The following is a 25,207-nucleotide window of genomic DNA, read 5'->3' on the forward strand; positions in this document are numbered from 1 at the left end:
GTCCCTTATCACTGACCCAGGGTCAGGACCTTCTGCATCATGGTTTTGGCCGTGTTCATCAGCTCGGCATTGGTCTGGAACGAGCGGCTGGCGGAGATCATGTCAGCCATCTCTTCCACCACGTTGACGTTCGGGTAGTAGACGTAGCCGTCCTTGTTCGCTGCCGGATGGTTCGGCTCGTAGCGCGCCTCGAGATTGCTCTGGTCCTCGACCACGCCGAGCACCTGCACACCTTGGCCGGCAGCATCCTGGTCCTGGAACAGCGACTGGCTGACACCGGCCTGGGCCTGCTGGAAGGTGGTGGCAAATACCGGGTGACGGGCACGGTAGGTCTGGTCGATGCTCGACGAGACGGTCTCGGCGTTGGCGATGTTCGAAGCGACGGTGTTCAGACGCGTGGTCTGGGCGCTCATGCCGCTACCGGCAATGTTGAAGACACTGGCGAGGGACATGACTTACTCTCCGCGCAGGGCTGATATCAGCCCTTTGAATTTACTGTTGAGCAGCGTGAAGCTGGCCTGGAAGCCCACGGCGTTTTCCGCGTAGCTCGACTGTTCGAGCTGGGCATCGACGGTGTTCTGATCGATCGACGGCTGCATCGGCGTGCGGTACTGCAAGGACTCGTCGCCCATGCTCAGGCCTTCGGCCTCGATGTGCCGGGCGTTGGTACGATCCAGCGCGAAATGACCCTTGCTGGTCTGCTCGGCCTGGGCCGCCAGAACCGAAGCGAAGTCCATGTCGCGCGCCTTGTAGTTGGGCGTATCGGCGTTGGCGATGTTGTTGGCCAGCACCTCGGCACGCTGGGCGCGAAAGCCCAATGCCTTTTCGTGGATGCCGAGCGCTTTGTCGAAGCTGATGCTCATGTCGGGGAAACCTTCGAAGGTTTTTCGTTGACTGAGCTAGAGCAAGAGCCATGCCAAAAAACAAAACCCCGTAAATACGGGGCTCTGAGGAGTTTGCCGCCAGTGGCAATGCCAGAAAAGTGGCAAAAGAGCGGCAAGCGGCAAGCTTCAAGCGGCAAGAAAAAGCCAGGCTGCGCGCGATCTGCTCTCTTTCTTGCCGCTTGCAGCTTGTGGCTTGCCGCTAAGGCCTATTTGGCCTGATAGATGATCCCCGGGCTGCACTGGACCATCTGGTAATGATCCGGCAAACCGTTGAGCGCTTCGGACGCGCCCAGGAACAGGTATCCGCCCGGCTTGAGCGTGCCGTGAATGCGCAGCAGGATGTCCTTCTTGACCTGGGCCGAGAAGTAGATCAGCACGTTGCGGCAGAACACGATGTCGAACTTGCCCAGGCTCGCATAGCTGTCGAGCAGGTTGAACGAGCGGAACTCGACACGGCTGCGAATCGGCGCCTTGACCGCCCAGCGCCCCGGCGCCTTGACGTCGAAGTAACGTTGCAGGCGCTCCTGGGACAGGCCGCGGGCAATCGCCAGGCTGTCGTATTCGCCGGTCTTGCAGTTGTTCAGCATCGAGCCGGACAGGTCGGTGGCAACGATCTGCGCACCCATCTTCAACTGGCCAATGTTGCTGCGCTCGAACTCGTCGATAGCCATGGAGATCGAGTACGGCTCCTGCCCCGACGAGCAGGCCGCCGACCAGATGCGCAGGCGCTGCCCGGGGTTGGCCTTGATCTGCTCGGGCAACACCTTGTTCTTCAGCACCTCGAATGGATAGGTGTCGCGAAACCAGAGGGTCTCGTTGGTGGTCATGGCATCGACCACCTGCTCGCGCAAACCACTGCGCGGCTGGCTCTGGATACGCTGCACCAGTTCGCCCAGGGACTTGATGCCCTGCTGCTCCATCAGCTTGTTGAGACGGCTGGAGACCAGGTATTGCTTATTTTCGCCCAGCAGGATGCCACAGGCTTTTTCCAGGAAGACCCGGAACTGTTCGAAATCCAAATTACCCGTAGACAATGATGCCGCCTCTTAAATCGTATGTACCGCCAGGAGCGAACGCTCCTGGCCGTTAGTGCGTGGCCTTGATCCGATCAACAACGCGCTGGGCGAGGTCGTCCGGGCGGAACTTGGCCAGGAAGTCATCGGCACCGACCTTCTTGACCATCGCCTGGTTGAACACCCCGGAAAGCGAAGTATGCAGGATGATGTGCAACTTTTGCATGCGCGGGTCGCTGCGGATCTCGGCCGTCAGGGTGTAGCCGTCCATCTCCGGCATCTCGATGTCGGAGATCATCATCAGGAACTCTTCTTCCGGCCGTTTGCCCTCGTCGACCAGCTTGCGCAGGTAGTCGAGCGCCTGACGGCCGTCGTTGAGCGCCACCACCTCGACGCCGACGGTCTGCAGGCAACGGCTGACCTGCTTGCGCGCCACCGACGAGTCATCGACTGTCAGCACCCGCAGCATCACCGCCTTGTCCTGCACCTCGGCATCCACCACACCGGCGGAAATCGCCTCGGAGGTCGGTGCCACTTCGGCGAGGATTTTCTCCACGTCGATGATCTCGACCATCTTGTTGTCGACCCGGGTCACCGCCGTCAGGTAGTGATCGCGCCCGGTGCCCTTGGGTGGCGGATGGATCTCCTCCCAGTTCATGTTGACGATGCGCTCCACCGAATGCACCAAAAACCCCTGGGTCTTGGTGTTGTACTCGGTGATGATGACGAAACTCTTGCTGGTTTCTTCACTCAGACCGGGCATTCCGGTCGCCATCGCCAGATCGAGGATCGGGATGGTTGCCCCACGAATATTCGCGACACCGCGCACGACGGGGCTGGACTTGGGCATTACGGTCAGGTTCGGGCATTGCAGCACTTCCCGCACCTTGAACACGTTGATGCCATAGAGCTGCTCGCCATTGAGACGGAACAACAGCAGCTCCAGGCGGTTCTGCCCTACCAGTTGCGTGCGCTGGTTCACCGAATCCATTACACCAGCCATGCCAGACTCCTTCACCAAACGCTTCGAGCTTCGTACCCAGTCGGCACGCGCTTTGCTTTTTTTAATCGTATGAACATGAAAACGACATTTTTCCGACGCCTGACCCGCCACCTGCCCGGCTTCCTTGCTGCGCTGTGCCTGCTGGCCCCTGGCGCTCGAACTCTGGCTGACGCTTTCACCTTGCCTGAACAGCTTATCGGTGTCACCCAGGGGTTTCTTGAATTCACCGTAGAAGATTACCTGGCCACCAGCCAGACCGAAGGCCGCTACGAGATCCAGGTCAACAACCTCGATCCGCGCCTGCGCATGCCGCTGTGCGACCAGCAGTTGGGCGCCGCGCTGGAGAGCCCGGCGCAGCCGATGGGCCGCGTCACCGTGCGGGTTCGTTGCGACGGCAGTTCACCGTGGACGGTGTTCGTGCCCGCCCAGGTACGTCTGTTTCGCAATGTGGTGACCGTGGTTCGCCCGCTCAAGCGCGACAGCATCGTCGGCGAACAGGACGTGGCCCTGCGTGAACGCGACGTGGGCATGCTCAACCAGGGTTTTCTCGGCAGCCTCGACCAGGCGGTAGGGCTCAAGGTTATCCGACCAACGGTCATGGATCAGGTCCTTACCCCCCAGCATCTGGAACAGGCCGAGGTGGTGCGCAAGGGTGACCAGGTGGTGATAACCGCCCGCAGCGGCAGCCTGGCCGTGCGCATGCCCGGCGAAGCGTTGAGCAAGGGCGGCCTGAGCGAACAGATCCGGGTACGCAACCTCAACTCCAAGCGGGTGGTCAAGGCCAGGGTCACCGGGCCGGGCCAGGTGGAAGTGGCCATGTAGGTACTTGAATCAACAACAATGCTGGCGATCAGGAACTGCTTTTCCTAAACTGTGTCCCATTGGATGCCCCGAACCGGCCGCGCACGCCATTGAGCATTTGCGCCTAAAGTTTCTTTCGGGTTGGCCGAAAACAAGGCAAGCGTCCAAATACCCAGAGGTTTTCTGATCATGGTCATCGACTTCAGTCGTTTGAATAACTCCCCGTCCGTTGCGGGCGGCGTGCGTACCGGCAGCAGCCAGGAAAGCACCGCCAGCACCGCTTCGGCCAAGGCTGGCAGCGTCGTTGAGAACAGCGCCAGCGGGGAAACCGTACACCTCAGCCACGAGGCCCAGCAGTTGCAAAAGGTCAGCGACAAGCTGCGCGACCAGCCGATTGTCAACAGCGCCCGGGTGGCCGAGTTGAAACAGGCTATCGCCGACGGCAGCTACCAGGTCGACAGCAACCGCGTCGCCAGCAAACTGCTTAATTTCGAAGCCCAGCGCTAGCCCCCGGCGCGCTGACTTCAGGACGCTTGAACCAAAGAGCCAGCCATGCACGACACTACTCTGCTGCAACTGATCGAAAACGATATTGCTCCAGCGCAAGAACTGCTCGAATTACTGCAGACCGAGAATGTAGCCCTGCACGGCCGCGACATGCCGCTGCTGGAAAACATTCTGGCGCGCAAGCAGTCGCTGGTGATCCTCCTCGATCAGCATGGCCGCCAGCGTAGTGAGCTGCTTGCAGGCCTGGGCCTGTCCCAGGACCGCGAGGGCGTCGCCCAACTGGCCAGCGAGTCATCCTTCGGCGAGTTGCTGTTGCAGCAACTGGATGTACTGGGCCAACTGCTGGCTGACTGCCAGGCAGTCAACGAGCGCAATGGCCGCTCGATCCAGCTCCAGCAAAGCACCACCGCCAACCAGATCAGAATCCTCATGGGCGGCGAAGCGCCGTCGCTCTACGACAGCCGTGGGGCCACCTCTCCCCTCGCCAAGCCACGGGCGCTGAGCCAGGCTTGATTCCCCTGTATCAAGGCACGGAACATACTGGCAAAATGCCGTAACTTGCGTGTGACGATTTTGCCTGGAGAATGATTAACCGTGTTCAATGAAGCAGAAGCTCCGCAGCCTCCGAAGGTGCTCACCACCCCTTTGGAAATTGCCGCCAACTTGCGGTCGCTGCAAGAGAGCCATGACCCGCTGATCATCACCTTCCACGAACGCAGCCAGCGCTTTCAAAGCTATGTCGTTGAAGTCGACCGCGAAGGCAACCGCCTGGCCCTTGATGAAATGATCCCTCGCGACGGCGAACGCTACCTGCAAAATGGCGAACCGTTTCGCGTTGAAGGCTTTCATGATGGCGTGCGCATTGCCTGGGAGTGCAACAGCCCGCTGAGCATCGTCGAAGCCGACGGCCATCGCTGCTACCGCGGCACCCTGCCGACCGAGGTCGCCTACCATCAGCGCCGCAATGCGTTTCGCGCGGCGCTGAAGCTTACCCAACTGGTGGATGTGGCACTCGACGGCGACAAGCTCAAGGGCAATGGCACCTTGCGCGGCAAGCTGCTGGATATTTCCGCCACTGGCTGCAAGTTGCGCTTTGAAGGCAATGTCGAAGAGCGCCTGCAACTGGGCCAGGTCTACGAAAAGTTCGCCACCGGCGCACCACTGGGGTTGTCCCAGGTCGAGGTCGAGCTGCGCCATCTGCATTTCGAAGAGCGTATCAATGCCACTTTTGCCGGCGTACGCTTTCACAACCTCAACGGGCAGATGCAGCGCAAGGTGGAAACCTTTGTGTATCAGCTGCAGCGTGAAGCGCGGCGGTTCGATAAAGACGATTACTGAGTCGCAACCCATCGCTGGCAACGCCAGCTCCCACAGGTGCGCTGCATACGTGGGAGCCGGCCTTGCCGGCGATGGGCCGCAACGCGGCCCCGACCACTCCATCACACCTGCGTCGGTTTGACCTCTTCAGCCACAACTTCAGCTTCAGCCCCCTCCTCCGCCTCGGTATCCTCGGCTGCCACCGGCGTCTGCATCTGATCCTGCACCACCTGCTCGTCAACCCGTGGGTCCAGCGCTGCCGACAAGGGTGAACCTGCCGCCGGCATTGCCACGTGATGCAGCGGCGCATCGTCGACCTGGTGCAAACCGGTAACCGCTTTCGGCCGGATCCGCCAGACCAGCACCAGAGCAAAAAATACGAAGAAGGCATAGAGCATCTGGTTGCCCAGCAGCTTCATCATCACCCCGGCCACCAATGGCCCGATGCTCGCCCCCACGCCATAGGTCACCAGCAGCATTGCCGTCAGCGAAACCCGTCGCTCGCCCTCGACGTGGTCGTTGGAAAACGCCACCGCCAGCGGGTACAAACAGAACTGCAGCAGCGACACCGCAAAGCCCGCGACAAACAGCACCTCCAACGGCACGGCCGGCATGATCGCCAGCGGCAAGGCGACAATTGCCAGGCCCACCGCAACGCTGCGAATCAGCACCGCGCGGTCGTAGCGGTCCGACAACCAACCCAGCGGCCACTGCACCAGCAGCCCGGCGAAAATGCAGCACCCCATGAACAGACCCACCTGCTCGGTACTCAGCCCCTGCTTGGCCGCATACAAAGGCGCCAGGCCATAGAAGGAACCGACAATGAGCCCAGCACCGAGCACCGTACTCAGCGACTGCGGCACACGCTTGATAAAGAAGCGCGGCTCCATCGGCGCAGGTCTGAGCGGCGCCGGGTGAATCCGGCGAGTGAGCGCCACCGGCACCAGGCACAGGGCAAAGCACATGGCCACCAGCATCAGCAATTCAAGACCCAGTTGCGGATGCACCACCAGGATCAACTGACCGAGCACCAGGCCCAGGTACGAAGCGATCATGTAGCCGCTGAACACCGCGCCCCGCTGCTTGGCATCGGCCTGCTCGTTGAGCCAGCTTTCAATGACCATGTATTGGCACATCATGCCGAGACCAACGATGATCCGCAGCACCACCCAGGCCGGCAGCCAGCTGACCAGGCCATGGCCGAGCACCGCCGCGCCGACGATCCCGGCGCAGGTGGCATAGGCACGGATATGCCCGACCCGGGCAATCAGCCGGTGGCCGATCTTGCCGCCCAAGGCCAGGCCGAAATAGTTGGCGGCCATCAGCGCACCGACCCAGAGGCTGTCGACGTGGTCGGCAGCCAGGCGCAAGGCCAGGTAGGTACTCAACAAGCCGGAGCCGATCAACATCATCAGCGCAGCGAAATACAGCGCGCGAAAAGACTTCCAGATCTGTCGCATCAGCGTCCCGAACGGCTCCTTGAGCTGGTGGAAAAACTGCTTGAAAGCATAAGTGAAAAAAACCGTGTTGCAGGCGGCTGGCATAAAAAAACAGGTGGCAGACGCTTATCGAAGAATGTCTGCCACCTGCTTTTGAATTGTCCGAGCACTGCGTCAAAAACGCCTCGCGGGTTACGCCTGAGCTGCCAGTACGCGACGCTCCCACGGGGTGATCTCATCGAAGAAACTGGTCAACTCCAGGGTCTTGGTGGCGATGTAACCTTCGATGAACTCCTTGCCGAACAGTTCCCGCGCCAGCTCGCTACGCTTCAGACGCTCCAATGCCGCATGCAAGGTACATGGTAGGCTCAAATGATCCGGCACCGCGAATTCGCCCTGGATTGCTGGCGCCGGTTCAAGCTGCTGTTCGATACCGTACAGGCCGGCCGCCAGGCTTGCGGCAATCGCCAGGTACGGGTTGGTATCAGCGCCTGGCAGACGGTTCTCGACCCGTCGCGCCACGGGTGAACTGGCCGGAATACGCAAGCCGGCCGCGCGGTTGTCTTCGGACCAGCAGGCATTGTTGGGCGAGGCGTAGGGGTGGCAGAGGCGCTGGTAGGAGTTCACGTTCGGCGCGAACAGGGCAGTGAAATCCGCCATGCAGGCCTGCTGGCCGCCGATGAAGTGATAGAAGGTCGGCGTCGGCTTGCCCTCGGCATCGCTGAAGACATTACGCCCGCCATCCACCTCCACCACGCTCTGATGAATGTGCATGGAGCTACCCGGCGTGTGCGCCAACGGCTTGGCCATGCACACCACGGTCAGGCCATGCTTGAGCGCAACTTCCTTGAGCAGGTGCTTGAACAGCAGGGTCTGGTCGGCCAGCAGCAGCGGGTCGCCGTGCAGCAGGTTGATCTCGAACTGGCTGACGCCCATCTCGTGCATGAAAGTATCGCGCGGCAGACCCAGGGCGGCCATGCAGCGATAGACCTCAGCGAAGAACGGACGCAGGCCATTGTTGGAGCTGACGCTGAACGCCGAATGGCCCTCTTCACGACGACCGTCCTTGCCCAGCGGCGGCAGGAACGGCTGGTTGGGATCGCTGTTGGGGGCGAAGACAAAGAACTCAAGCTCGGTCGCCACCACCGGCGCCAGGCCACGGGCGGCGTAACGAGCGATTACCGCCTTGAGCAGGCCGCGACTGGACAGTCCAGAGCTTTCGCCGTTGAGCTCGACCGCATCGCAAATCGCCAGGGCCCGCGGCTCATCACTCCAGGGCAGGCGATAGATGTGCTGCGGGTCGGCCACCAGCGCCAGGTCGCCATCGTCGCTGCCATAGAAGCGCGCCGCCGGGTAACCGCCCATGATGCATTGCAGCAGGACGCCGCGGGCCATCTGCAGGCGGCGGCCTTCGAGAAAGCCTTCAGCGGTCATCACCTTGCCCCGCGGCACTCCATTGAGGTCCGGGGTAATGCACTCGATCTCATCAATGCCCGTCAATCGCTCGGCGAGTGAGTTTTGGCCATTGGTCGTCATGACTCTATCCTTGTTGTTTTCGCATGCCGGGAACGGCGACGGTTACAACATAGGCACCGGGCGTTCGAAATTTCAAGCGCCAAACGGACGATGTGAACGTAATTTTCTACACAGCCTAGCCTGGCAGGGTCAGGCCATTGGCCGGCAGCGGCAGCGCGGTTTTATAGCGCACCTGTTTCAGGGCAAAACTCGAACGGATATTGGCCACCCCCGGCAAGCGCGTCAGGTAGTCGAGAAAGCGCTCCAGGGCCTGGATGCTCGGCAGCAATACGCGCAACAGGTAATCAGGGTCGCCGGTCATCAGGTAGCACTCCATGACCTCCGGGCGCTCGGCAATTTCCTCCTCGAAACGATGCAGGGATTGCTCGACCTGCTTCTCCAGGCTGACATGGATGAACACATTCACATCCAGGCCCAGCACCTCCGGCGCCAGCAAGGTCACCTGCTGGCGAATCACCCCGAGTTCTTCCATGGCCTTGACCCGGTTGAAGCAAGGTGTCGGCGAGAGGTTCACCGAGCGCGCCAGCTCGGCGTTGGTGATCCGGGCATTTTCCTGGAGGCTGTTGAGAATGCCGATATCCGTACGATCCAGTTTACGCATGAGAGAAAATCACCTGTTTTTTGTCTTTATAAGGAATGTTTATCCGCAAGCCGAAGCAAAGGCAACGAACTTGAGAAAAATATTCTTCAGGCGCCGGAATATCATGTAGGACAAGACTGACTCCATGGTCACAAGCCGGGTGTCAGTAGCGACCGCTTCAAAGCTCAACAAAAACACAAGACAGAGCGAGCGTAAAAAAGCATGAACGAGTACGCCCCCCTGCGTTTGCATGTGCCCGAGCCTACAGGCCGGCCAGGCTGCCAGACCGATTTTTCCTACCTGCGTCTGAACGATGCCGGTCAGGTCCGTAAACCTCCCGTCGATGTAGAAGCCGCCGATACCGCGGACATCTCCTATAGCCTGATCCGGGTGCTGGATGACAAGGGTAATGCCCTGGGCCCCTGGGCCGAGGACGTCAGCCCCGAGATCCTGCGCCAGGGCATGCGCACCATGCTCAAGACCCGGTTGTTTGACAGCCGCATGGTGGTTGCCCAGCGGCAGAAGAAGATGTCGTTCTACATGCAGAGCCTGGGTGAAGAAGCCATCGGCAGCGGCCAGGCCATGGCCCTGAACCGCAGCGACATGTGCTTCCCCACCTATCGCCAGCAAAGCATCCTCATGGCCCGCGACGTTTCGCTGGTGGAGATGATCTGCCAACTGCTGTCCAACGAGCGCGATCCGCTCAAGGGCCGCCAGCTGCCAATCATGTATTCGGTGCGCGAAGCCGGCTTCTTCACCATCAGCGGCAACCTGGCGACCCAGTTCGTCCAGGCGGTCGGCTGGGCCATGGCCTCGGCCATCAAGGGCGATACCAAGATCGCCTCGGCCTGGATCGGTGACGGTGCCACTGCCGAATCGGACTTCCACACCGCGTTGACCTTCGCCCACGTCTACCGTGCGCCGGTAATCCTCAACGTGGTCAACAACCAGTGGGCGATCTCCACCTTCCAGGCCATCGCCGGTGGTGAGTCGACCACCTTCGCCGGTCGTGGCGTGGGTTGCGGCATCGCCTCCCTGCGCGTCGACGGCAACGACTTCATCGCCGTGTACGCGGCCTCCCGCTGGGCCGCCGAACGCGCCCGCCTGGGCCTCGGCCCGACCCTGATCGAATGGGTCACCTACCGTGCCGGCCCGCACTCGACGTCGGACGATCCGTCCAAGTACCGTCCGGCCGACGACTGGAGTCACTTCCCCCTGGGCGACCCGATCGCCCGCCTCAAACAGCACCTGATCGCCATCGGTCACTGGTCCGAAGAAGAGCACCAGGCGGTCAGCGCCGAGCTCGAGGCCGAGATCATCAAGGCGCAGAAAGAAGCCGAGCAGTACGGCACCCTGGCTGGCGGCCAGATGCCGAGCCCGGCCTCGATGTTCGAGGATGTCTACAAGGAGATGCCGGAGCACCTGCGCCGGCAGCGCCAGGAACTGGGGATCTGACATGAACGATCACAACACTTCAATCCAGTTGGAAACCGCTATGGCGACCACCACCATGACCATGATCCAGGCCCTGCGCTCGGCCATGGACATCATGCTAGAGCGCGATGACAACGTCGTGGTGTATGGCCAGGACGTCGGCTACTTCGGTGGCGTGTTCCGTTGCACCGAAGGCCTGCAGACCAAGTACGGCAAGTCGCGGGTATTCGATGCGCCAATCTCCGAAAGTGGCATCGTCGGAACCGCCGTGGGCATGGGTGCCTATGGCCTGCGCCCGGTGGTGGAAATCCAGTTCGCCGACTACTTCTACCCGGCCTCCGACCAGATCGTCTCGGAAATGGCCCGCCTGCGTTATCGCTCGGCCGGCGAGTTCGTCGCCCCGCTGACCCTGCGCATGCCCTGCGGTGGCGGTATCTACGGCGGCCAGACCCACAGCCAGAGCCCTGAAGCGATGTTCACCCAGGTCTGTGGCCTGCGTACCGTGATGCCTTCCAACCCTTACGACGCCAAAGGCCTGCTGATCGCCTCGATCGAAAACGACGACCCGGTGATCTTCCTTGAGCCCAAGCGCCTGTACAACGGCCCGTTCGACGGCCACCACGACCGCCCGGTAACCCCGTGGTCGAAACACCCGGCCAGCGCCGTACCGGACGGCTACTACACCGTGCCGCTGGACAAGGCGGCGATTACCCGCCCGGGTAAGGACGTCACCGTGCTGACCTATGGCACCACCGTCTATGTCTCGCAGGTGGCCGCTGAAGAAACCGGCGTCGACGCCGAGGTCATCGACCTGCGCAGCCTCTGGCCGCTGGACCTGGAAACCATCGTCGAGTCGGTGAAAAAGACCGGCCGTTGCGTGGTGGTCCATGAAGCCACGCGCACCTGCGGCTTCGGTGCCGAGCTGATCGCGCTGGTCCAGGAACACTGCTTCCATCACCTCGAAGCTCCGATCGAACGCGTCACCGGTTGGGACACCCCCTACCCGCACGCACAGGAGTGGGCGTATTTCCCCGGCCCTTCGCGAGTGGGCGCGGCATTGAAACGGGTCATGGAGGTCTGAATGGGCACGCACGTCATCAAGATGCCGGATATCGGTGAAGGCATCGCACAAGTTGAACTGGTGGAATGGTTCGTCAAGGTCGGCGATACCGTCACTGAAGACCAGGTCGTGGCCGATGTCATGACCGACAAGGCCACCGTCGAAATCCCTTCGCCGGTCAGCGGCAAGGTCCTGGCCCTGGGCGGCCAGCCCGGTGAAGTCATGGCGGTGGGCAGCGAACTGATCCGCATCGAAGTCGAAGGCGCCGGCAACGTAGGAGCGGGCTTGCCCCGCGAAGAGGCCAGTGCAGTCGCTGCACCTGCCCCTGAACCAGCAGCAAAACCTGCTGCACCAGCACCCGTTGCTGCACCCGCAGCCTCCACCCACCAGCCCGCCGCCATCGTTCCGCGCGAAGCCCACGAACGCCCACTGGCCTCGCCTGCCGTGCGCAAGCGTGCCCTGGATGCCGGCATCGAGCTGCGTTACGTACATGGCAGCGGCCCGGCCGGACGCATCCTGCACGACGACCTCGACGCCTTCCTGGCCCAGCCAACCACCAGCAGCCAAAGTGCCCCTGGCGGTTACGCCAAGCGCAACGACAGCGAGCAGATCCCGGTGATCGGCCTGCGCCGCAAGATTGCCCAGCGCATGCAGGATGCCAAGCGCCGCGTCGCCCACTTCAGCTACGTCGAGGAAATCGACGTCACCGCCGTGGAAGAGCTGCGCCAGCACCTGAACAAGAAGTGGGGCGACAGCCGTGGCAAGCTGACCCTGTTGCCATTCCTGGTGCGCGCCATGGTCGTCGCCCTGCGCGAGTTCCCGCAGATCAACGCCACCTACGACGACGAAGCCCAGGTCATCACCCGCCACGGCGCGGTGCATGTCGGCATCGCCACCCAGGGCGACAATGGCCTGATGGTACCGGTACTGCGCCACGCCGAAGCCGGCAGCCTGTGGAGCAACGCCGGCGAGATCGTGCGCCTGGCCAACGCCGCCCGCGGCAACAAGGCCAGCCGTGAAGAACTGTCAGGCTCGACCATCACCCTGACCAGCCTCGGCGCCCTCGGCGGCATCGTCTCCACCCCGGTAGTCAACACCCCGGAAGTGGCGATTGTCGGGGTCAACCGCATGGTTGAACGGCCGATGGTCATCAATGGCCAGATCGTCATTCGCAAGATGATGAACCTCTCCAGCTCGTTCGATCACCGCGTGGTCGATGGCATGGACGCGGCACTCTTCATCCAGGCCATCCGCGGCCTGCTCGAACAACCTGCCAGCCTGTTTGTGGAGTGACCATGCAACAGACGCTCAACACTACCCTGCTGATCATCGGCGGCGGCCCCGGCGGTTATGTCGCGGCCATTCGCGCCGGCCAACTGGGCATTCCCACGGTGCTGGTCGAAGGCCAGGCCCTGGGTGGCACTTGCCTGAACATCGGCTGCATTCCGTCCAAGGCGCTGATCCACGTCGCCGAGCAGTTCCACCAGACCCAGCTGCACAGCCAGCAGTCGAGCCTGGGCATCAAGGTCTCGCCACCGAGCCTGGACATCACCCAGAGCGTGGCCTGGAAAGACGGCATCGTCGATCGCCTGACCAGCGGCGTCGCGGCCCTGCTGAAAAAACACGGGGTCAAGGTGATCCACGGCTGGGCGAAGATTCTCGATGGCAAGCACGTCGAAGTCGACGGCCAGCGCATCCAGTGCGAGCACCTGCTGCTGGCCACCGGCTCAAGCAGCGTCGAACTGCCGATGCTGCCGCTGGGTGGCCCGATCATTTCCTCCACCGAGGCCCTGGCGCCGAAAACCCTGCCCAAGCACCTGACCGTGGTTGGCGGCGGCTACATCGGCCTGGAGCTGGGCATCGCCTACCGCAAGCTTGGCGTCGAGGTCAGCGTGGTCGAAGCCCGCGAGCGCATCCTGCCAACCTACGACAGTGAACTGACTGCACCGGTGGCCGAGTCGATCAAGAAGCTGGGGATCAAGCTCTACCTCAAGCACAGCGTCGAAGGTTTCGATGCCGACAAGCAGGCGTTGCAGGTACGTGACCCTGAGGGAGAACTGCTGCAACTGAGCACTGACCAGGTACTGGTCGCGGTCGGGCGCAAGCCGCGCACCCAGGGCTTCAACCTGGAAAGCCTGGCGCTGAAGATGAACGGTTCGGCGGTTGCCATCGACGACCAATGCAAGACCAGCATGCTCAACGTCTGGGCCATCGGCGATATCAGCGGTGAACCGATGCTCGCCCACCGGGCCATGGCCCAGGGTGAAATGGTTGCCGAAATCATTGCCGGCAAGTCGCGGCGCTTCGAACCGGCCGCCATTGCCGCGGTGTGTTTCACCGACCCGGAACTGGTGGTGGTCGGTAAGACCCCGGAACAGGTCGAGCAGGATGGCCTGGACTGCATCGTTGCGCAGTTCCCGTTCGCCGCCAACGGCCGAGCCATGACCCTGGAATCGAAAAGCGGTTTCGTGCGCGTGGTCGCCCGTCGCGACAATCACCTGATTCTCGGCTGGCAGGCGGTCGGCGTTGGCGTCTCGGAGCTGTCCACCGCCTTTGCCCAGTCACTGGAAATGGGCGCGTGCCTGGAAGATGTGGCGGGAACCATCCACGCTCACCCAACCCTGGGTGAGGCGGTACAGGAAGCGGCACTGCGCGCCCTGGGGCACGCCCTGCATCTGTAGACACTGAAGCGGCTGAGGCCGATTTGACCCGCTGCTCCGTGCAGCGGGTCCTTTTTCATTCACCGATTTCATCCTTGCCGGCCGCCTTGGCCCGGTACAGCGCCTGGTCCGCCCGGCACAGCAGTTGCGCCTGCCCTTCACCTTCCAGCCACTCGACCACGCCATAGCTCATGGTCAGCAACCGCTCGCCCACCGGCGGCGCCTGCTCCAGCGCCTGGCGAATCTGCCGCGCCAGCTGCAGCGCCTCTTGCCGCTGCGTGCCCGGCAGCACCGCAACGAACTCATCACCGCCCCACCGCGCCAGCAGGTCATCGCTGCGCAGGCAGACCTTGATCCGCTCCACCGAGGCGATCAGCGCCTGATCACCCTGGGCATGGCCGTACTGGTCGTTGATCGGCTTGAAGTCGTCGATATCCATGATGATCAGCGCCAGCGGCTGGCGAAAGCGCCGCGCCCGCTCACACTCCTGCTGCAGGACCTTTTCCAGGCGGTAACGGTTGGCCACCAGGGTCAGGGCATCGCGCTCGGCCAGGTCGCGGTTCTCATCGAGCTGGCGCTGCAGTTGCTGGTTGACCCAGGACAGCTCGCGGGTGCGCTCGGCGATCTGCGCTTCCAGGCTCAGGTTCTTCTCCTCCAGCCGATCAACCAGGCGCCTGGCGTCATCGATATTGCGGTGGGCACCGAGCATCCGCGCCACCGAACCATCCTCGTTGCGCGCAATTATGTGGCCGCTGTCCTCGATCCACAGGTAGCTGCCATCCCGGCAACGACAGCGGTACTGGATGCGGTACCGCCCGGCGCGATCAGTGAGGTAATCCTCGAAATGCGCCATCACCCGCGGATAGTCCTCGGGGTGGATCACCCCTTCCCAGGTCAGCACCGTATTGTCCAGGGAATGGCTCGGGTAGCCGAGCATCCTGTACCACCCGGGATTGCGGTAGACGTAACCGGTGTTGGCATTCCAGTCCCAGATCCCGTCGCTGATCAACTCCAGCAGGGTTTGTAACTGCTCTTCCCTGAAATCGGCCAGCGGGGCCTTCAATGGTGGTGTATCTGACGTTTGAGTCATGGACGATCTCCCTTGTCCAGGCAACTACGCCCCAGCCGGATGTTGGTGCTGCCGGTTTGAATTGATTTGCCGCTGACGGCAAGGGTTTTCCTCTTCGGGGCAAAGCATGCTCCGATTTCCTACCCGCCGTACAGCGCCACCCCCTGAATATACTAGCTCGTGGACCTGTCAGCAGAGCTGGCACAAGACTTGCCATTGATCGATGGTCAACTTGCATCCATCAAGGAGAGTGATCAGGTGAGTAGCATCAATGCCGTCGGCGCCCAGCCGCTGACCATCAACCCGACCCGTGGCGTGGCCGAGGCGGCCGCCGCCGAACAGGCCCAGTTCCGCCCGCCGGTGCCCACCAGCAGTGCCAATCGGCAGCAGCACAGCCATGGCAATAGCTCGCAGCAAAGTGCCGAAGACGCCCGCGAGGAAGCTTTCGCCAAGCTCAAGGTACAGCTGCAGAACCCGGATGTGGACATGCGTGAGCAGGCCAGCATCGGCACCAGCGAATCCGGCAAGAGCGCCACTCAGGCGTTTCGCGAGTACATGGCCCTGAGCCCGGCGGAGAAGATCAAGCTCAAGCTGCTCAACGAACTGGGCATCAGCCAGGAAGAGTTCGAGGCCTTGCCACCTGCCGAGAAGGACAAGATCGAACGCAAGATCGCCGAGCAGATGAAAAAGCAGACCGAGCTGGAGTCACTGGCCAGCCTCAACTCCCAGCTGCAAGGGCCGGCAATGTCAGCCAAGCTGGTGGCTAATCTGACTGCGACCCAAGGTGGCAGCGATGACAATAAGGATCAAGACCTGGCATCCGCCTCTGCTCTGACCCAATCGGCGAATGCCTGAACCTCGGGGCGCTGCAAGGCTTCTTGTCGGCACACCAGGTAGTAGGCGAAACGCGCAGGCCAGGGTTTGTCGAGGGCCAGTTGCAGCTTGCCGCTGGCCAGGTCTTCCGCAGCGTGGGTGTCCTGTACCAGCGCTATACCCTGGCCTGCAGCCGCTGCACGCAACAGCAGCAGGTCATCCTCGAAACTCGCACCGCGTGCTGCCCGCGGCTCATCGGCCACGCCATGAGCCTGTAGCCAAAGCATCCAGTCGGCGCGATCGGCATCGTGCAGCAGCGGATACTTAAGACAATCGGCGGGGCGCTTCAAGGCCGGCCCTTGCGCCAGCAACTGCGGGCTGGCCACCGGCAACAGGACCGGTGCCAGTAAACGAATCGACGCCAGCCCCGGGTACTGGCCGAGCCCATGGCGCAGGGCGACGTCGATACGCTCACGTTGAAAATCCACCAGCTTGGCCGAGGCCTCGACGCGCACTTCGATCTGCGGGTGCAAGGCATTGAAACGGCCCAGGCGCGGTACCAGCCAGGAGGCTGCGAAAGACGGCACGGTGCTGATGGTCAGGGTCTTGCCCGGCGCCAGTTGCTCCAGCAATGCCAGCGATGCCTCGATCTGATCGAAGCCCTTGAGCAGCCCCGGATACACCCGCGCGCCGGCTTCGCTCAGGTGCACGCCATGGCGGCCACGCACGAACAACACCACGCCCATGCGCGCCTCGAGCAGGCGCACCTGCTGGCTGACCGCCCCCGGCGTTACCCCCATGCGCTCGGCGGCCGCCTTGAGGCTGCCCAGACGTGCCGCTTCAGTGAAGGCCCGCAATGCCAACAACGGTAGAACCGCGCCCATTTCTACCCTCTCCATGGTTTAGAAAATCTATCGCCTAAACGCAGAATTGATCGTTTTTCAATCAGCCAAGGCCTGCCTAGCATAGCCCTTCTCTGAACACTCCTGAAGAGAAGGCCCATGCCGTTGATTCTTTATAGCGATAGCTCACCTAATGGCTTCAAGATCACCATCGCCCTGGAAGAACTAGGGCTGCCCTACACCCTCAAGCACGTGCAGATCGACCGTGGCGAGCATCGCCAGGCTGACTTTCTCAAGCTCAACCCCCATGGACGCATCCCGGTACTGGTCGATCCCGAGTCCGATATCACCCTCTTCGAGTCTGCGGCGATCCTGCTGTACCTGGCCGAAAAGAGCGCACGCCTGCTGCCGGATACCCCCAGCGAACGCTGGGCGACCATTACCTGGTTGCAGTTTCACGCAGCGAGCATGGGGCCGATTCTGGGTCAGCGCGTGCATTTCGAACTGTTCGCCCAGCAGCCCTGCCCCGAGGCCATCGCCCGCTACCGGCGCCTGAGCGAAGAACTGTTCAGCACCCTCGACCAACGCCTGGCCGACCGGCCCTGGCTGGCGGGCAGCAGCTATTCGATCGCTGACATCGCCACCTTCGGCTGGACCCATATCGCCCAGGTTATCGACTTCGATTTCAGCCAGTACCGGCATCTGAGCGCCTGGCATGAGCGCGTCAGTCAGCGCCCTGCCGTCCAGCGCGGCATCCGCCTGCCAGCACCTGCCACTGGCCCCTGAAGCGCAACAAGGAATTTGCCGATGAACCCGACATTAACGGGCGCCAGCGCCCATGCCTTCGCCCATCACCCCGGCTATCGACGCATGTTCGCCGCCGACCACCTGACTCTGGGTATCTTCCTGCCGCTGCGCTTCTACCGCGGCGACATGGCGGTGCTCAATGGTCAGGCCGCGCTGGTCGGCGAGATCGACCGCCTCGGCTTTGCCGCCGTCTGGGTGCGTGATGTGCCGTTGTACGATCCGCACTTTGGCGATGCCGGCCAGCTGTTCGATCCTTTCGCCTACCTCAGCTACCTGGCCGCGCACACCCGGCGCATCGCCCTGGCGACGGGCAGCGCGATCTTCGCCTTGCGTCATCCGATCGACCTGGCCAAGGCCGCCACTACCATCGACCAGTTGTCAGGCGGGCGCCTGGTCATGGGTATCGCCTCCGGGGACCGCCCGATTGAGTTTCCCGCCTATGGCCTGGAACACAGCGAGCGTGGCGAGCGCTTTGCCGAGGCAGTGCGTTATTTTCGCCAACTGCTGCAGGTTGGCGACCATCCGATTCAATCAGCACTGGGCCACCTTAGTGGCGCGCAACTGCTGCCCAAGCCCGTCAGCGGAGCCATCCCCCTGCTGGTGACCGGCAGCTCGCGCCAGTCCCTGCAGTGGCTGGGCGAGCAGGCCGATGGCTGGCTGACCTTTCCTGAGGCAACCGAGAACATTCTCGGCCCTCGGCGCCTGGCCGAAAAAATCCGCGCCTGGCGCGACCACATTCCCGGTGGCGGCTTTCGTCCGCACGTGACCAACGAGTGGATCGACCTGGACGCCAACCCCGACTTTCCACGCACGGCCATGCAAGGCGGCTACGTGCTGAGGACCGGGCGCAAGGGGCTGATTGATCTGCTCGGGGAATGGCAGGATGCCGGGGTCAATCATGCGGCGCTGGGCATACAGTTTTGCCAGCGGCCGGCAGACGAAGTGATTCAGGAGCTGGCAGAAGAAGTGCTACCGCTGTTTGCGTCCCATGAAGGGCCGTTGCCATTGCGCCAGGATTGGTAGGCCACAGGCCGCAGCTGGCGCTGCGGCCTGGCAACTTCCAATCTCGGTATTTTTTTTGCAGACTTGCCATTCCATCTGGATTGGCAAGTCACTGGCCCCATTGTATAACGGCCTGCTAGTGGCATTTCGCCACCTCTAGATAGGGACGATACATGAAAAGGACTGTCGGGCTATTAGCCCTCATCGGTGCTCTCCACGGCTGCGCATCTGTGCCTATGGGTGACCAGGCCACCGATAACGAGATGAAGCGGTTCGGCACGATCCCGGATATGTCGAGGATCTACATTTACCGAAACGAGACCATGGGTGCAGCCATTAAGATGACCGTCACTATCGATGGTCGCGTGATCGGGGCAACTGCAGCCAATACTTACTTGGTTGCCGATGTGCCGGCCGGGCCGCACACCATCGGATCTGATGCCGAAAACTTAACCATGCTCAAAGTTAATACTCTGCCAGGGAAGAACATCTACGTGTGGCAAGAAGTGAAAATGGGATTCGGTTACGCACGTAGCCAGCTGCACCTGGTGCCCGAGGCTGAGGGTAAAGAAGGCGTGTTGGAAACCAAATTGGCCAGCTCCCTCTGATACTGTTAGAGCCCCTCTCTCCAAGGGAGGGACCCAAGCGGCACACCCTTGTCATTCCAATTTAGCAGTGACGGAACATAGGCTATCTGCGAACTGGGACTTGCGCTGCCGTCACAGCGCTTACCGAAGGCCAATAACAATGGGAATTTGCCGTCAAGGATGCGGCAACTCGGCGAGAACCAAACCCGGCTAAATACCCCGGACAAGGCGAGCCAGAAGGGACTTGGATGATGGAGTTCTAAGTACTCGAAGGGGCTGCACCGCAGCCCCATTGCCACTTCATAGATGACGACACCCCTTACTCCTCAATCCCGTCTCCTACCTCCTCAGCGATCTCTTTAGAGGTCTTGGATTTGAACAAGCTGGTGAACCAGGACTTTCTTGCGAATTTCTTGAATATTCTAGGGGTTCGATTTTCAAGCTTCGTCACTACAGACGCCATTCCTTCTCGCAGCCTCTCGGAATACCTGAATCTCGACAGCTGTTCGGCTTTTCCATCCAGGAAACTCGCTGCCCGCTGTGTAGCGTCTGGGTATCTTCCGATGTAGTCCAACAGCCTGATTAACCGAGTAGCTTCCTCACTGTTAGCCGGCTGGATGTCCAAGATTAGGTTTCCGAAGCTGTCGAGCACCTCGAAAAGTCTGCCGATGTCTTTGGGATCGGAGTAGAACAGAGCACGGAGGCGGCCTCCGACTACATGTCTTAGCTGCTCATCGAGCGCCTGTAGCAATGCATTCAGCATGGCTAATGTCTGGTTGTTCAGTTGGACCGACTCATCGCTATGAACGTAGTCACTCAAGGTAGCCACTATGGCGTCACTAATCGGCTCGGCGCTGGCCAGCGGAACGGACTTGTCCGCCATGGCACGCGCAATGATCGCGACCTGAGGCCAGGCATCAACGATGATTTTCTTCCACCCCTCCTCGCTCCGATCACTAGAGTCCAGGAACTTAAATGACGCTTCTTTAAATACCTTAAATTGCGTCTCTGGAGCGGTGAAAATCGCCTCAGACAACTTGGCGTCAATGATCTGAGGTTTATCGGCGTGTTTCCCTGCGTGGGCATCCCAGCCATTAAACCAATTCAGAATCTCTTGCGGATTAACTCCGTGAGGCTCTACGGCAGCCTTGAGCGAACTATAGTTTTGCAACAGCCAAACGACATCCAATGAACCAATGCCTTTTTTCATGATTAGGTAGGCCACGTATGGTGCCACCACATCAGCCGCCTCGCTCAGCAACAGCGATAAAATTTTAGTGGACAGCAGTACCGCATTACCCAGAGACTTAAAGACCTCTGAATTCAAAACTTTATCAATATCGGAGATGCTGACGAGTGCCTGTTGGCCGAGAACGAGGGCCATGGATCCAGCAGGCCCTCTCGGTATTAACGGACGGAGACTCAATTGCGCGTCGTGATGAGTTGCAGGCTCTTGGGACTGACATTTCCGAGTACCTAGCAACACAAGGCCGCCATGCTATCGCCCATGCCGAACGCGACGATATCGTAGACCCGGATGACCCGGATGATCGCCAGCGGATTCACATGGACAAGCCACTGATGAGACATCTTGCTGAGCTCGCTATGGAGGAGCGTCTTGGGGTGCCAGCACGGTGGGCATATGAACGGGAGCACCTGTATGAGCTCGAAGGATTTCGTGCTCTGTTTGACCAAGAGCAGTTGGACGGGTTAACGCGGGGTGGGTGAGCTCGTCCCTAATCCGCAATACGAAATTCCCGATGAGTTTTACGTACTCGCACGCAAAGGAAAATCATGCACTCCCCTTGGAAACATGCGCCTTTCATCCGCAGGCATGGATGACGGGAAGGTAGGTGTTCGTCTGGAGTCGGCCAACGGTCGAGTGGCGTTTATTTTCTGGATGGATTTCAGAAACGAGCGTCTCCTAATAGATCCTCTAGCGGGCTGTGGCTTACTAAATGAGCGGCGTGATAGCAGAAGTGACATCCAGTCGGAGCTCTCCCTTCAGGAGTTTAAATTCGCCTTGTACTGTAATGCGTCGGTGGAAATCTGGTCTTCAAACCTTCAACAGCGCTTAGGTAAATCAGAACCTTTCGTGCTCTTCAACGCAATGCCAGATCTGACGAGGCATCGTCAGATCATTGACGGGCTCAAAGCGTTATTGGAGGGGATGCCCCCCTGAAGATGGTTGAACGCTACATTGCCGCCACCGAGGGTGGTGAAGCCCCTACACATGATCACGCTCGCCTCAGCACATCCTTGGTACCCCCGACCGCAGAAGTCGCCCCTCAAAAACTTGCGTCTCGCTGGATCCCTCACGGCCCTCCAGGCGGATACCGGGACTGCGTGAAAAACTCCAGATACGTCGATCTAAACCGAGACCAGCCTACGTATGCAGGCGGCTCCACGTCAAAAGAAAGGCTAACGCCGTCGGTTCGCATCCGATTGCGGGAGTTCGCGGTTCCGTGCCTTTACGAAGGCCCTCGGATACATGATGATAGCGTTTTGACTACCAGCTTGGGTTCATCATGGACGAATTTTGGAAAAGCGCTGTCAAGTATTGCGGCAGTGCGGCGATAGCCGGCCTGTTGGGGTACACGGTTTATCCGCAAATCATCTCCTCGCCTTACCTCAAGAATCTGACTCATACCGAGCTGTTCGCTCTGATGTGCCTTCTGGTGGTTGTGACCTTCGCATTATGCGTGGCATTGATTAATGCCGGTACAAAAGGACGCACTGGAAGCAATACCGTGAACATCAAGGGTTCCACAGTTCATGGTTCAGTTCGGGCGGGCAACGACACAAACAACTCGCCCAAATGAATAAAGCAAGCATTTGGGGCTCCAACATCCAGGGCGGCGTGCGTGTGGGTGATGACACCAACTACGTCATCAACCTACCCCCTGCAGATCCGACTGCAATTACTCGCGCACTTGCAAGAATCCAAGAGTTGAGTGAGCACGATGAAGATTTCATGTACTTCATCGAGCGTCTGGATTTCTTTACCAACCAGAAAACTCAGTCTCCGATGATCGGTCTGGAGCAAAAACTCAAAAACGGGGGGCGTGAGGATTTGCTAGAGGTAGCAATCGAGCGCAAAGATGCCTTTGCGAAGAGGTTAATGAAGTCCCAGCTCAATCGAAGACGACAGGCTATCTTTCTCTACATTCTCCAAAAAATTAGTTTTGGCTTCGAAGAATCCATTCGACCGCTAATAAAACAAGGTGTCCCGAATGATGTTATCGATGGGGTAATCCTCAACGGAATTGTCGATACCATTTACCGGGAGATTATGGCGGAAGACTTCACAATAGATCAATACATGATTTCAGGGATGCTATATTTTCTCACTGGGAAGTGCCACTTGATCTGGGAGAAGCCAAAATGCTGATGTATCACCCAGCCTTCGATGCAAACCACTGCCTTTACAGAACAGTATCAATTCTCAATGCGACTGGTAGCACGCCGATTAGTTGGCCCCTGTTTCGCATGCTTGATTTTTATTATTTGTTCCCTAGCCAGCTTAAGGCGATAAAACCGTGGCCTAGGGAAATCGGCAAATACAAATCAAAAACCGCTAACATTCAAGATCAGTTTGAAGATTTGACAAATCCCGCTCGCACATTCTTTGACCTCCAAAGTTTCCAAAAGGCAGCAACACTCGAGCTTATTGCGAAAGGTTGTTTATCGAAATCCGAATTCGATAAAGGCATCATGCAGTTAGAGCCAGACGCTTTGCCGCCCGGTTATATTGCACTCCTTGAAACCGATGAGTTTTTGAGGAGCGACGCATTCATAGTCATTACAAAAGCTCTACCAGAAGCACCTTTTTACGGATCGAACGGACTCAAATCTCGCTCCGGCCTAATGGAATTTATCTATGACATCTAAGCCTTCAACATTATTTGTGAACCGATTCATAATCACCAGGTCGGGTAAGGCGGTATATGACGCAGTGTTCCACAAGGGCGTCAATATAATCCGAGGTGCTAACAGTGTCGGAAAGTCAACAATCATGGACTTTCTATTTAGCTGCCTAGGTGGGGATATAGCCGAAGATCGATGGAATGAAGAAGCACAAACCTGTGATGGAGTTTTTGCTGAAATTGAGATTAACGGTCACGTGATGACCATACACAGGACGGTAGAGCCTGGAAAGAAGCCACCCATGAGCTTTTACGGAGGGTCATACAATGAACTCCGCGAAGCAGGCACGTCAGCCGTGTGGCAAAAATATGGTTTGATTCGAACCGACGAAAAATTGAGCTTTTCTCAACAAATCTTTGAGTTACTAGATTGGCCTCACGACCAAACTGACGACTTTGCCAACTTGACTATCCATCAGGTCTTGCGACTGATTTATGTTGACCAAGGCACCGCAGTAAACAAGATCTTGAGGGCTGAGCACACAACCTTCGACAAGCCTAGCATGCGCCAGGCAATAGGTGACTTCCTACTCGGCCTTGATGATCTCGGGATTTACTCGCTGAAGCAAAAGCTCGCAAAAGCCGAATCAGAATTCGCCAAAATTGATGGGCAATTAGACTCAATCTACAGATACGTATCGCCATCCGAAGGCACGTTGCGTGAGACCTCACTCAATACTGCCATCAAAAATTCCAATATCGAACTACAGGAGCTTCTAGCGGAACGCGAGCGCCTGATTGTCCAGCCTGAAGAGACCTCTGACGCGGCGCTTAATGTAGAGGCGGAGAAGGCAGCTAAAGCCATTGGTGAGCTCTCTAAGGAGATCGACATTCGAACTGCTAAGCAGGCGGAGATGGTGAATGAAATAGTAGAATCCGAACTTTTCATTTCGGCAATAGATTCAAGAATCAAATCCCTTAAAGAATCGAAGACTGCCTATGATTTTTTTGGCGAAGTAAGATTTAAGTTTTGCCCAAGCTGCCTTTCCGCCATTACCAATCACGAGAGAGATCAGTGCCACCTGTGCAAAACCGAGATTGATACAAACTCTAGAGAAGCTTCTTATTTAGCAGCCTTGAATGAGCTGATTTTTCAAAAAAAGGAAAGCACTCAAGTATTACTTGAAATGAGGACGAAGTTTAGTGAGCATTCTCACTATCTGGAATCTAACCAGCTTGCACTTCAAGCTTTAAGGGCCAAGCATGTCACGACTTTACGTATAAGCTCCGACCGGACTCTGAAACTTAACGAGGTATCTGCAAAAATCGGAAGCGTAGAGGAGCGGATTAAAAATTACGACACCAAAGCCAAGCTGGTTGCTGCGATAGAAGGTCTCATAGAGAAGAAACGGGTTCTTAATGAATCCATCCTAAATCTGGCAGAAGACATCAAGATTAAGAGGGGTCAAACAAGCACGCGCAGAGAAACTGTTGAAAGCCGCATTTCTGAAAAGACAGTCGAATTGCTGAAGCAAGATGGTGGTTTCGAGCCGGCCTTCAATGACGCCGAAGTGGTGATGTTCGATTTCGGCAAAGATTTTATGCTTGTTGATGGCCGTTCAAAATTTTCCGCAAGTTCGGAAACGATCCTTAAGAATAGCTTTCATCTTGCTATTCTACTGGAGTCGCTGGAAGATCAGACGATGCGTTACCCTAGGCTTTTGTTGCTGGACAACACAGAAGACAAGGGAATGAACTCCGACCGCAGTCAAAATTTCCAGCGAGTCTTGGTAGAGTCCCTATCGCATCATAATTCCACGCCTTTTCAGGTCATCATGACGACCTCCATGGTTGACCCGGTTCTAGATAAAACTGCACTTTGCGTAGGCCCGCATTATGCAAAGGGGATGCACACGCTGAATCTGTAGCGCAATTTTCTAAGCCTTTGCACAACGTGGAGGCTGACGAAACGGTGCCGATAGTTTCA

Annotated in this window: 28 protein-coding genes; 18 read left to right on the plus strand and 10 right to left on the minus strand. The window is 59.0% G+C overall.

Going from position 1 to position 25,207, the window contains the following annotated elements:
* Positions 1 to 8 precede the first annotated feature (8 nt).
* From flgC to JV241A_RS16985, 4 genes are all read right to left on the minus strand, one after another.
* Positions 9 to 452, minus strand: coding sequence for a flagellar basal body rod protein FlgC (gene flgC, locus JV241A_RS16970; RefSeq protein ID WP_010224960.1), 444 nt, complete (start codon positions 450 to 452; stop codon positions 9 to 11).
* Between the two features lie 3 nt (positions 453 to 455).
* Complete coding sequence (gene flgB, locus JV241A_RS16975; protein ID WP_115088101.1) at positions 456 to 863, minus strand: flagellar basal body rod protein FlgB; 408 nt, start codon at positions 861 to 863, stop codon at positions 456 to 458.
* Positions 864 to 1,090: 227 nt separating this feature from the next.
* Positions 1,091 to 1,918: a protein-glutamate O-methyltransferase CheR gene (gene cheR, locus JV241A_RS16980; RefSeq protein ID WP_115088103.1), complete on the minus strand. Its 828-nt coding sequence runs from the start codon at positions 1,916 to 1,918 to the stop codon at positions 1,091 to 1,093.
* Positions 1,919 to 1,970: 52 nt separating this feature from the next.
* On the minus strand, positions 1,971 to 2,900 hold the full coding sequence (locus tag JV241A_RS16985) for a chemotaxis protein CheV (RefSeq protein ID WP_010224956.1): 930 nt from the start codon (positions 2,898 to 2,900) through the stop codon (positions 1,971 to 1,973).
* Between the two features lie 69 nt (positions 2,901 to 2,969).
* On the opposite strand from JV241A_RS16985, the gene flgA reads away from it, so the two are divergent.
* From flgA to JV241A_RS17005, 4 genes are all read left to right on the plus strand, one after another.
* The gene (gene flgA, locus JV241A_RS16990) at positions 2,970 to 3,722 is read left to right on the plus strand and encodes a flagellar basal body P-ring formation chaperone FlgA (protein ID WP_115088105.1); all 753 of its coding nucleotides are present in this window, start codon (positions 2,970 to 2,972) and stop codon (positions 3,720 to 3,722) included.
* A gap of 168 nt (positions 3,723 to 3,890) precedes the next feature.
* Positions 3,891 to 4,208: a flagellar biosynthesis anti-sigma factor FlgM gene (gene flgM / locus JV241A_RS16995; protein ID WP_115088106.1), complete on the plus strand. Its 318-nt coding sequence runs from the start codon at positions 3,891 to 3,893 to the stop codon at positions 4,206 to 4,208.
* A 45-nt stretch (positions 4,209 to 4,253) separates the two neighbouring features.
* The gene (locus JV241A_RS17000) at positions 4,254 to 4,721 is read left to right on the plus strand and encodes a flagellar protein FlgN (RefSeq protein ID WP_134063626.1); all 468 of its coding nucleotides are present in this window, start codon (positions 4,254 to 4,256) and stop codon (positions 4,719 to 4,721) included.
* Between the two features lie 81 nt (positions 4,722 to 4,802).
* Positions 4,803 to 5,546 carry a flagellar brake protein gene (locus JV241A_RS17005; RefSeq protein ID WP_134063628.1) on the plus strand — a complete coding sequence of 248 codons (744 nt, stop codon included), beginning with the start codon at positions 4,803 to 4,805 and terminating at the stop codon, positions 5,544 to 5,546.
* A gap of 101 nt (positions 5,547 to 5,647) precedes the next feature.
* On the opposite strand, the gene JV241A_RS17010 is transcribed toward JV241A_RS17005, so the two are convergent.
* From JV241A_RS17010 to bkdR, 3 genes are all read right to left on the minus strand, one after another.
* A complete protein-coding gene (locus tag JV241A_RS17010) occupies positions 5,648 to 6,985 on the minus strand; it encodes an MFS transporter (RefSeq protein WP_115088504.1) in 1,338 nt (445 codons plus the stop codon).
* Positions 6,986 to 7,156: 171 nt separating this feature from the next.
* Positions 7,157 to 8,398 (minus strand): glutamine synthetase family protein, encoded by a 1,242-nt coding sequence (locus JV241A_RS17015; protein ID WP_177414891.1) that lies wholly within the window; start codon positions 8,396 to 8,398, stop codon positions 7,157 to 7,159.
* A 217-nt stretch (positions 8,399 to 8,615) separates the two neighbouring features.
* Positions 8,616 to 9,101 (minus strand): Bkd operon transcriptional regulator BkdR, encoded by a 486-nt coding sequence (gene bkdR, locus JV241A_RS17020; RefSeq protein ID WP_045189126.1) that lies wholly within the window; start codon positions 9,099 to 9,101, stop codon positions 8,616 to 8,618.
* A gap of 201 nt (positions 9,102 to 9,302) precedes the next feature.
* On the opposite strand from bkdR, the gene JV241A_RS17025 reads away from it, so the two are divergent.
* The 4 genes from JV241A_RS17025 to lpdA are packed head-to-tail and all read left to right on the plus strand — an operon-like array spanning position 9,303 to position 14,255.
* Positions 9,303 to 10,535: a 3-methyl-2-oxobutanoate dehydrogenase (2-methylpropanoyl-transferring) subunit alpha gene (locus JV241A_RS17025; RefSeq protein ID WP_115088110.1), complete on the plus strand. Its 1,233-nt coding sequence runs from the start codon at positions 9,303 to 9,305 to the stop codon at positions 10,533 to 10,535.
* Between the two features lies 1 nt (position 10,536).
* Positions 10,537 to 11,595 carry an alpha-ketoacid dehydrogenase subunit beta gene (locus JV241A_RS17030; protein WP_038996423.1) on the plus strand — a complete coding sequence of 353 codons (1,059 nt, stop codon included), beginning with the start codon at positions 10,537 to 10,539 and terminating at the stop codon, positions 11,593 to 11,595.
* The gene (locus JV241A_RS17035) at positions 11,596 to 12,867 is read left to right on the plus strand and encodes a dihydrolipoamide acetyltransferase family protein (protein WP_115088111.1); all 1,272 of its coding nucleotides are present in this window, start codon (positions 11,596 to 11,598) and stop codon (positions 12,865 to 12,867) included.
* A 2-nt stretch (positions 12,868 to 12,869) separates the two neighbouring features.
* Positions 12,870 to 14,255, plus strand: coding sequence for a dihydrolipoyl dehydrogenase (gene lpdA, locus JV241A_RS17040; RefSeq protein WP_134063632.1), 1,386 nt, complete (start codon positions 12,870 to 12,872; stop codon positions 14,253 to 14,255).
* A gap of 55 nt (positions 14,256 to 14,310) precedes the next feature.
* On the opposite strand, the gene JV241A_RS17045 is transcribed toward lpdA, so the two are convergent.
* A complete protein-coding gene (locus JV241A_RS17045; RefSeq protein WP_115088113.1) occupies positions 14,311 to 15,324 on the minus strand; it encodes a diguanylate cyclase in 1,014 nt (337 codons plus the stop codon).
* Between the two features lie 237 nt (positions 15,325 to 15,561).
* Here JV241A_RS17045 and JV241A_RS17050 point away from each other — a divergent pair, with 237 nt between their 5' ends.
* Complete coding sequence (locus JV241A_RS17050) at positions 15,562 to 16,158, plus strand: hypothetical protein (RefSeq protein WP_134063634.1); 597 nt, start codon at positions 15,562 to 15,564, stop codon at positions 16,156 to 16,158.
* On the opposite strand, the gene JV241A_RS17055 is transcribed toward JV241A_RS17050, so the two are convergent.
* Positions 16,110 to 17,000: a LysR substrate-binding domain-containing protein gene (locus JV241A_RS17055; RefSeq protein ID WP_134063636.1), complete on the minus strand. Its 891-nt coding sequence runs from the start codon at positions 16,998 to 17,000 to the stop codon at positions 16,110 to 16,112. The two genes, JV241A_RS17050 and JV241A_RS17055, sit on opposite strands and share 49 nt — an antisense overlap.
* Before the next feature lie 117 nt (positions 17,001 to 17,117).
* Here JV241A_RS17055 and JV241A_RS17060 point away from each other — a divergent pair, with 117 nt between their 5' ends.
* The 3 genes from JV241A_RS17060 (at position 17,118) to JV241A_RS17070 (ending at position 19,375) form a co-directional block, all read left to right on the plus strand.
* Positions 17,118 to 17,744, plus strand: a complete 627-nt coding sequence (locus tag JV241A_RS17060; protein ID WP_134063638.1) for a glutathione S-transferase family protein — start codon at positions 17,118 to 17,120, stop codon at positions 17,742 to 17,744.
* Between the two features lie 21 nt (positions 17,745 to 17,765).
* Positions 17,766 to 18,788, plus strand: a complete 1,023-nt coding sequence (locus JV241A_RS17065) for an LLM class oxidoreductase (RefSeq protein ID WP_134063640.1) — start codon at positions 17,766 to 17,768, stop codon at positions 18,786 to 18,788.
* 152 nt (positions 18,789 to 18,940) lie between these two features.
* Positions 18,941 to 19,375, plus strand: a complete 435-nt coding sequence (locus JV241A_RS17070) for a DUF2846 domain-containing protein (RefSeq protein WP_134063642.1) — start codon at positions 18,941 to 18,943, stop codon at positions 19,373 to 19,375.
* A 298-nt stretch (positions 19,376 to 19,673) separates the two neighbouring features.
* Here the strand turns inward: JV241A_RS17070 and JV241A_RS17075 are convergent, their stop codons facing one another.
* Positions 19,674 to 20,738 carry a hypothetical protein gene (locus JV241A_RS17075; protein WP_134063644.1) on the minus strand — a complete coding sequence of 355 codons (1,065 nt, stop codon included), beginning with the start codon at positions 20,736 to 20,738 and terminating at the stop codon, positions 19,674 to 19,676.
* Here JV241A_RS17075 and mauJ point away from each other — a divergent pair.
* From mauJ to JV241A_RS17100, 6 genes are all read left to right on the plus strand, one after another.
* Positions 20,711 to 21,082: a methylamine utilization protein MauJ gene (mauJ, locus tag JV241A_RS27860; RefSeq protein WP_345789729.1), complete on the plus strand. Its 372-nt coding sequence runs from the start codon at positions 20,711 to 20,713 to the stop codon at positions 21,080 to 21,082. The two genes, JV241A_RS17075 and mauJ, sit on opposite strands and share 28 nt — an antisense overlap.
* Positions 21,075 to 21,536 (plus strand): hypothetical protein, encoded by a 462-nt coding sequence (locus JV241A_RS27705; RefSeq protein WP_240047879.1) that lies wholly within the window; start codon positions 21,075 to 21,077, stop codon positions 21,534 to 21,536. The genes mauJ and JV241A_RS27705 overlap by 8 nt, the downstream gene beginning before the upstream one ends.
* Positions 21,537 to 21,882: 346 nt before the next feature.
* Positions 21,883 to 22,176, plus strand: a complete 294-nt coding sequence (locus JV241A_RS17085) for a hypothetical protein (RefSeq protein ID WP_057421214.1) — start codon at positions 21,883 to 21,885, stop codon at positions 22,174 to 22,176.
* Complete coding sequence (locus JV241A_RS17090) at positions 22,173 to 22,745, plus strand: ABC-three component system protein (RefSeq protein ID WP_134063646.1); 573 nt, start codon at positions 22,173 to 22,175, stop codon at positions 22,743 to 22,745. Before JV241A_RS17085 ends, JV241A_RS17090 begins: the two co-directional genes overlap by 4 nt.
* A complete protein-coding gene (locus JV241A_RS17095; RefSeq protein ID WP_134063648.1) occupies positions 22,739 to 23,245 on the plus strand; it encodes an ABC-three component system middle component 5 in 507 nt (168 codons plus the stop codon). Before JV241A_RS17090 ends, JV241A_RS17095 begins: the two co-directional genes overlap by 7 nt.
* Positions 23,246 to 23,369: 124 nt before the next feature.
* Positions 23,370 to 25,148 carry a hypothetical protein gene (locus tag JV241A_RS17100; protein WP_240047880.1) on the plus strand — a complete coding sequence of 593 codons (1,779 nt, stop codon included), beginning with the start codon at positions 23,370 to 23,372 and terminating at the stop codon, positions 25,146 to 25,148.
* Positions 25,149 to 25,207: the final 59 nt, after the last annotated feature.

Origin of the sequence: Pseudomonas sp. JV241A (assembly GCF_900275665.1) — a bacterium.
GTDB lineage: Bacteria > Pseudomonadota > Gammaproteobacteria > Pseudomonadales > Pseudomonadaceae > Aquipseudomonas > Aquipseudomonas wadenswilerensis.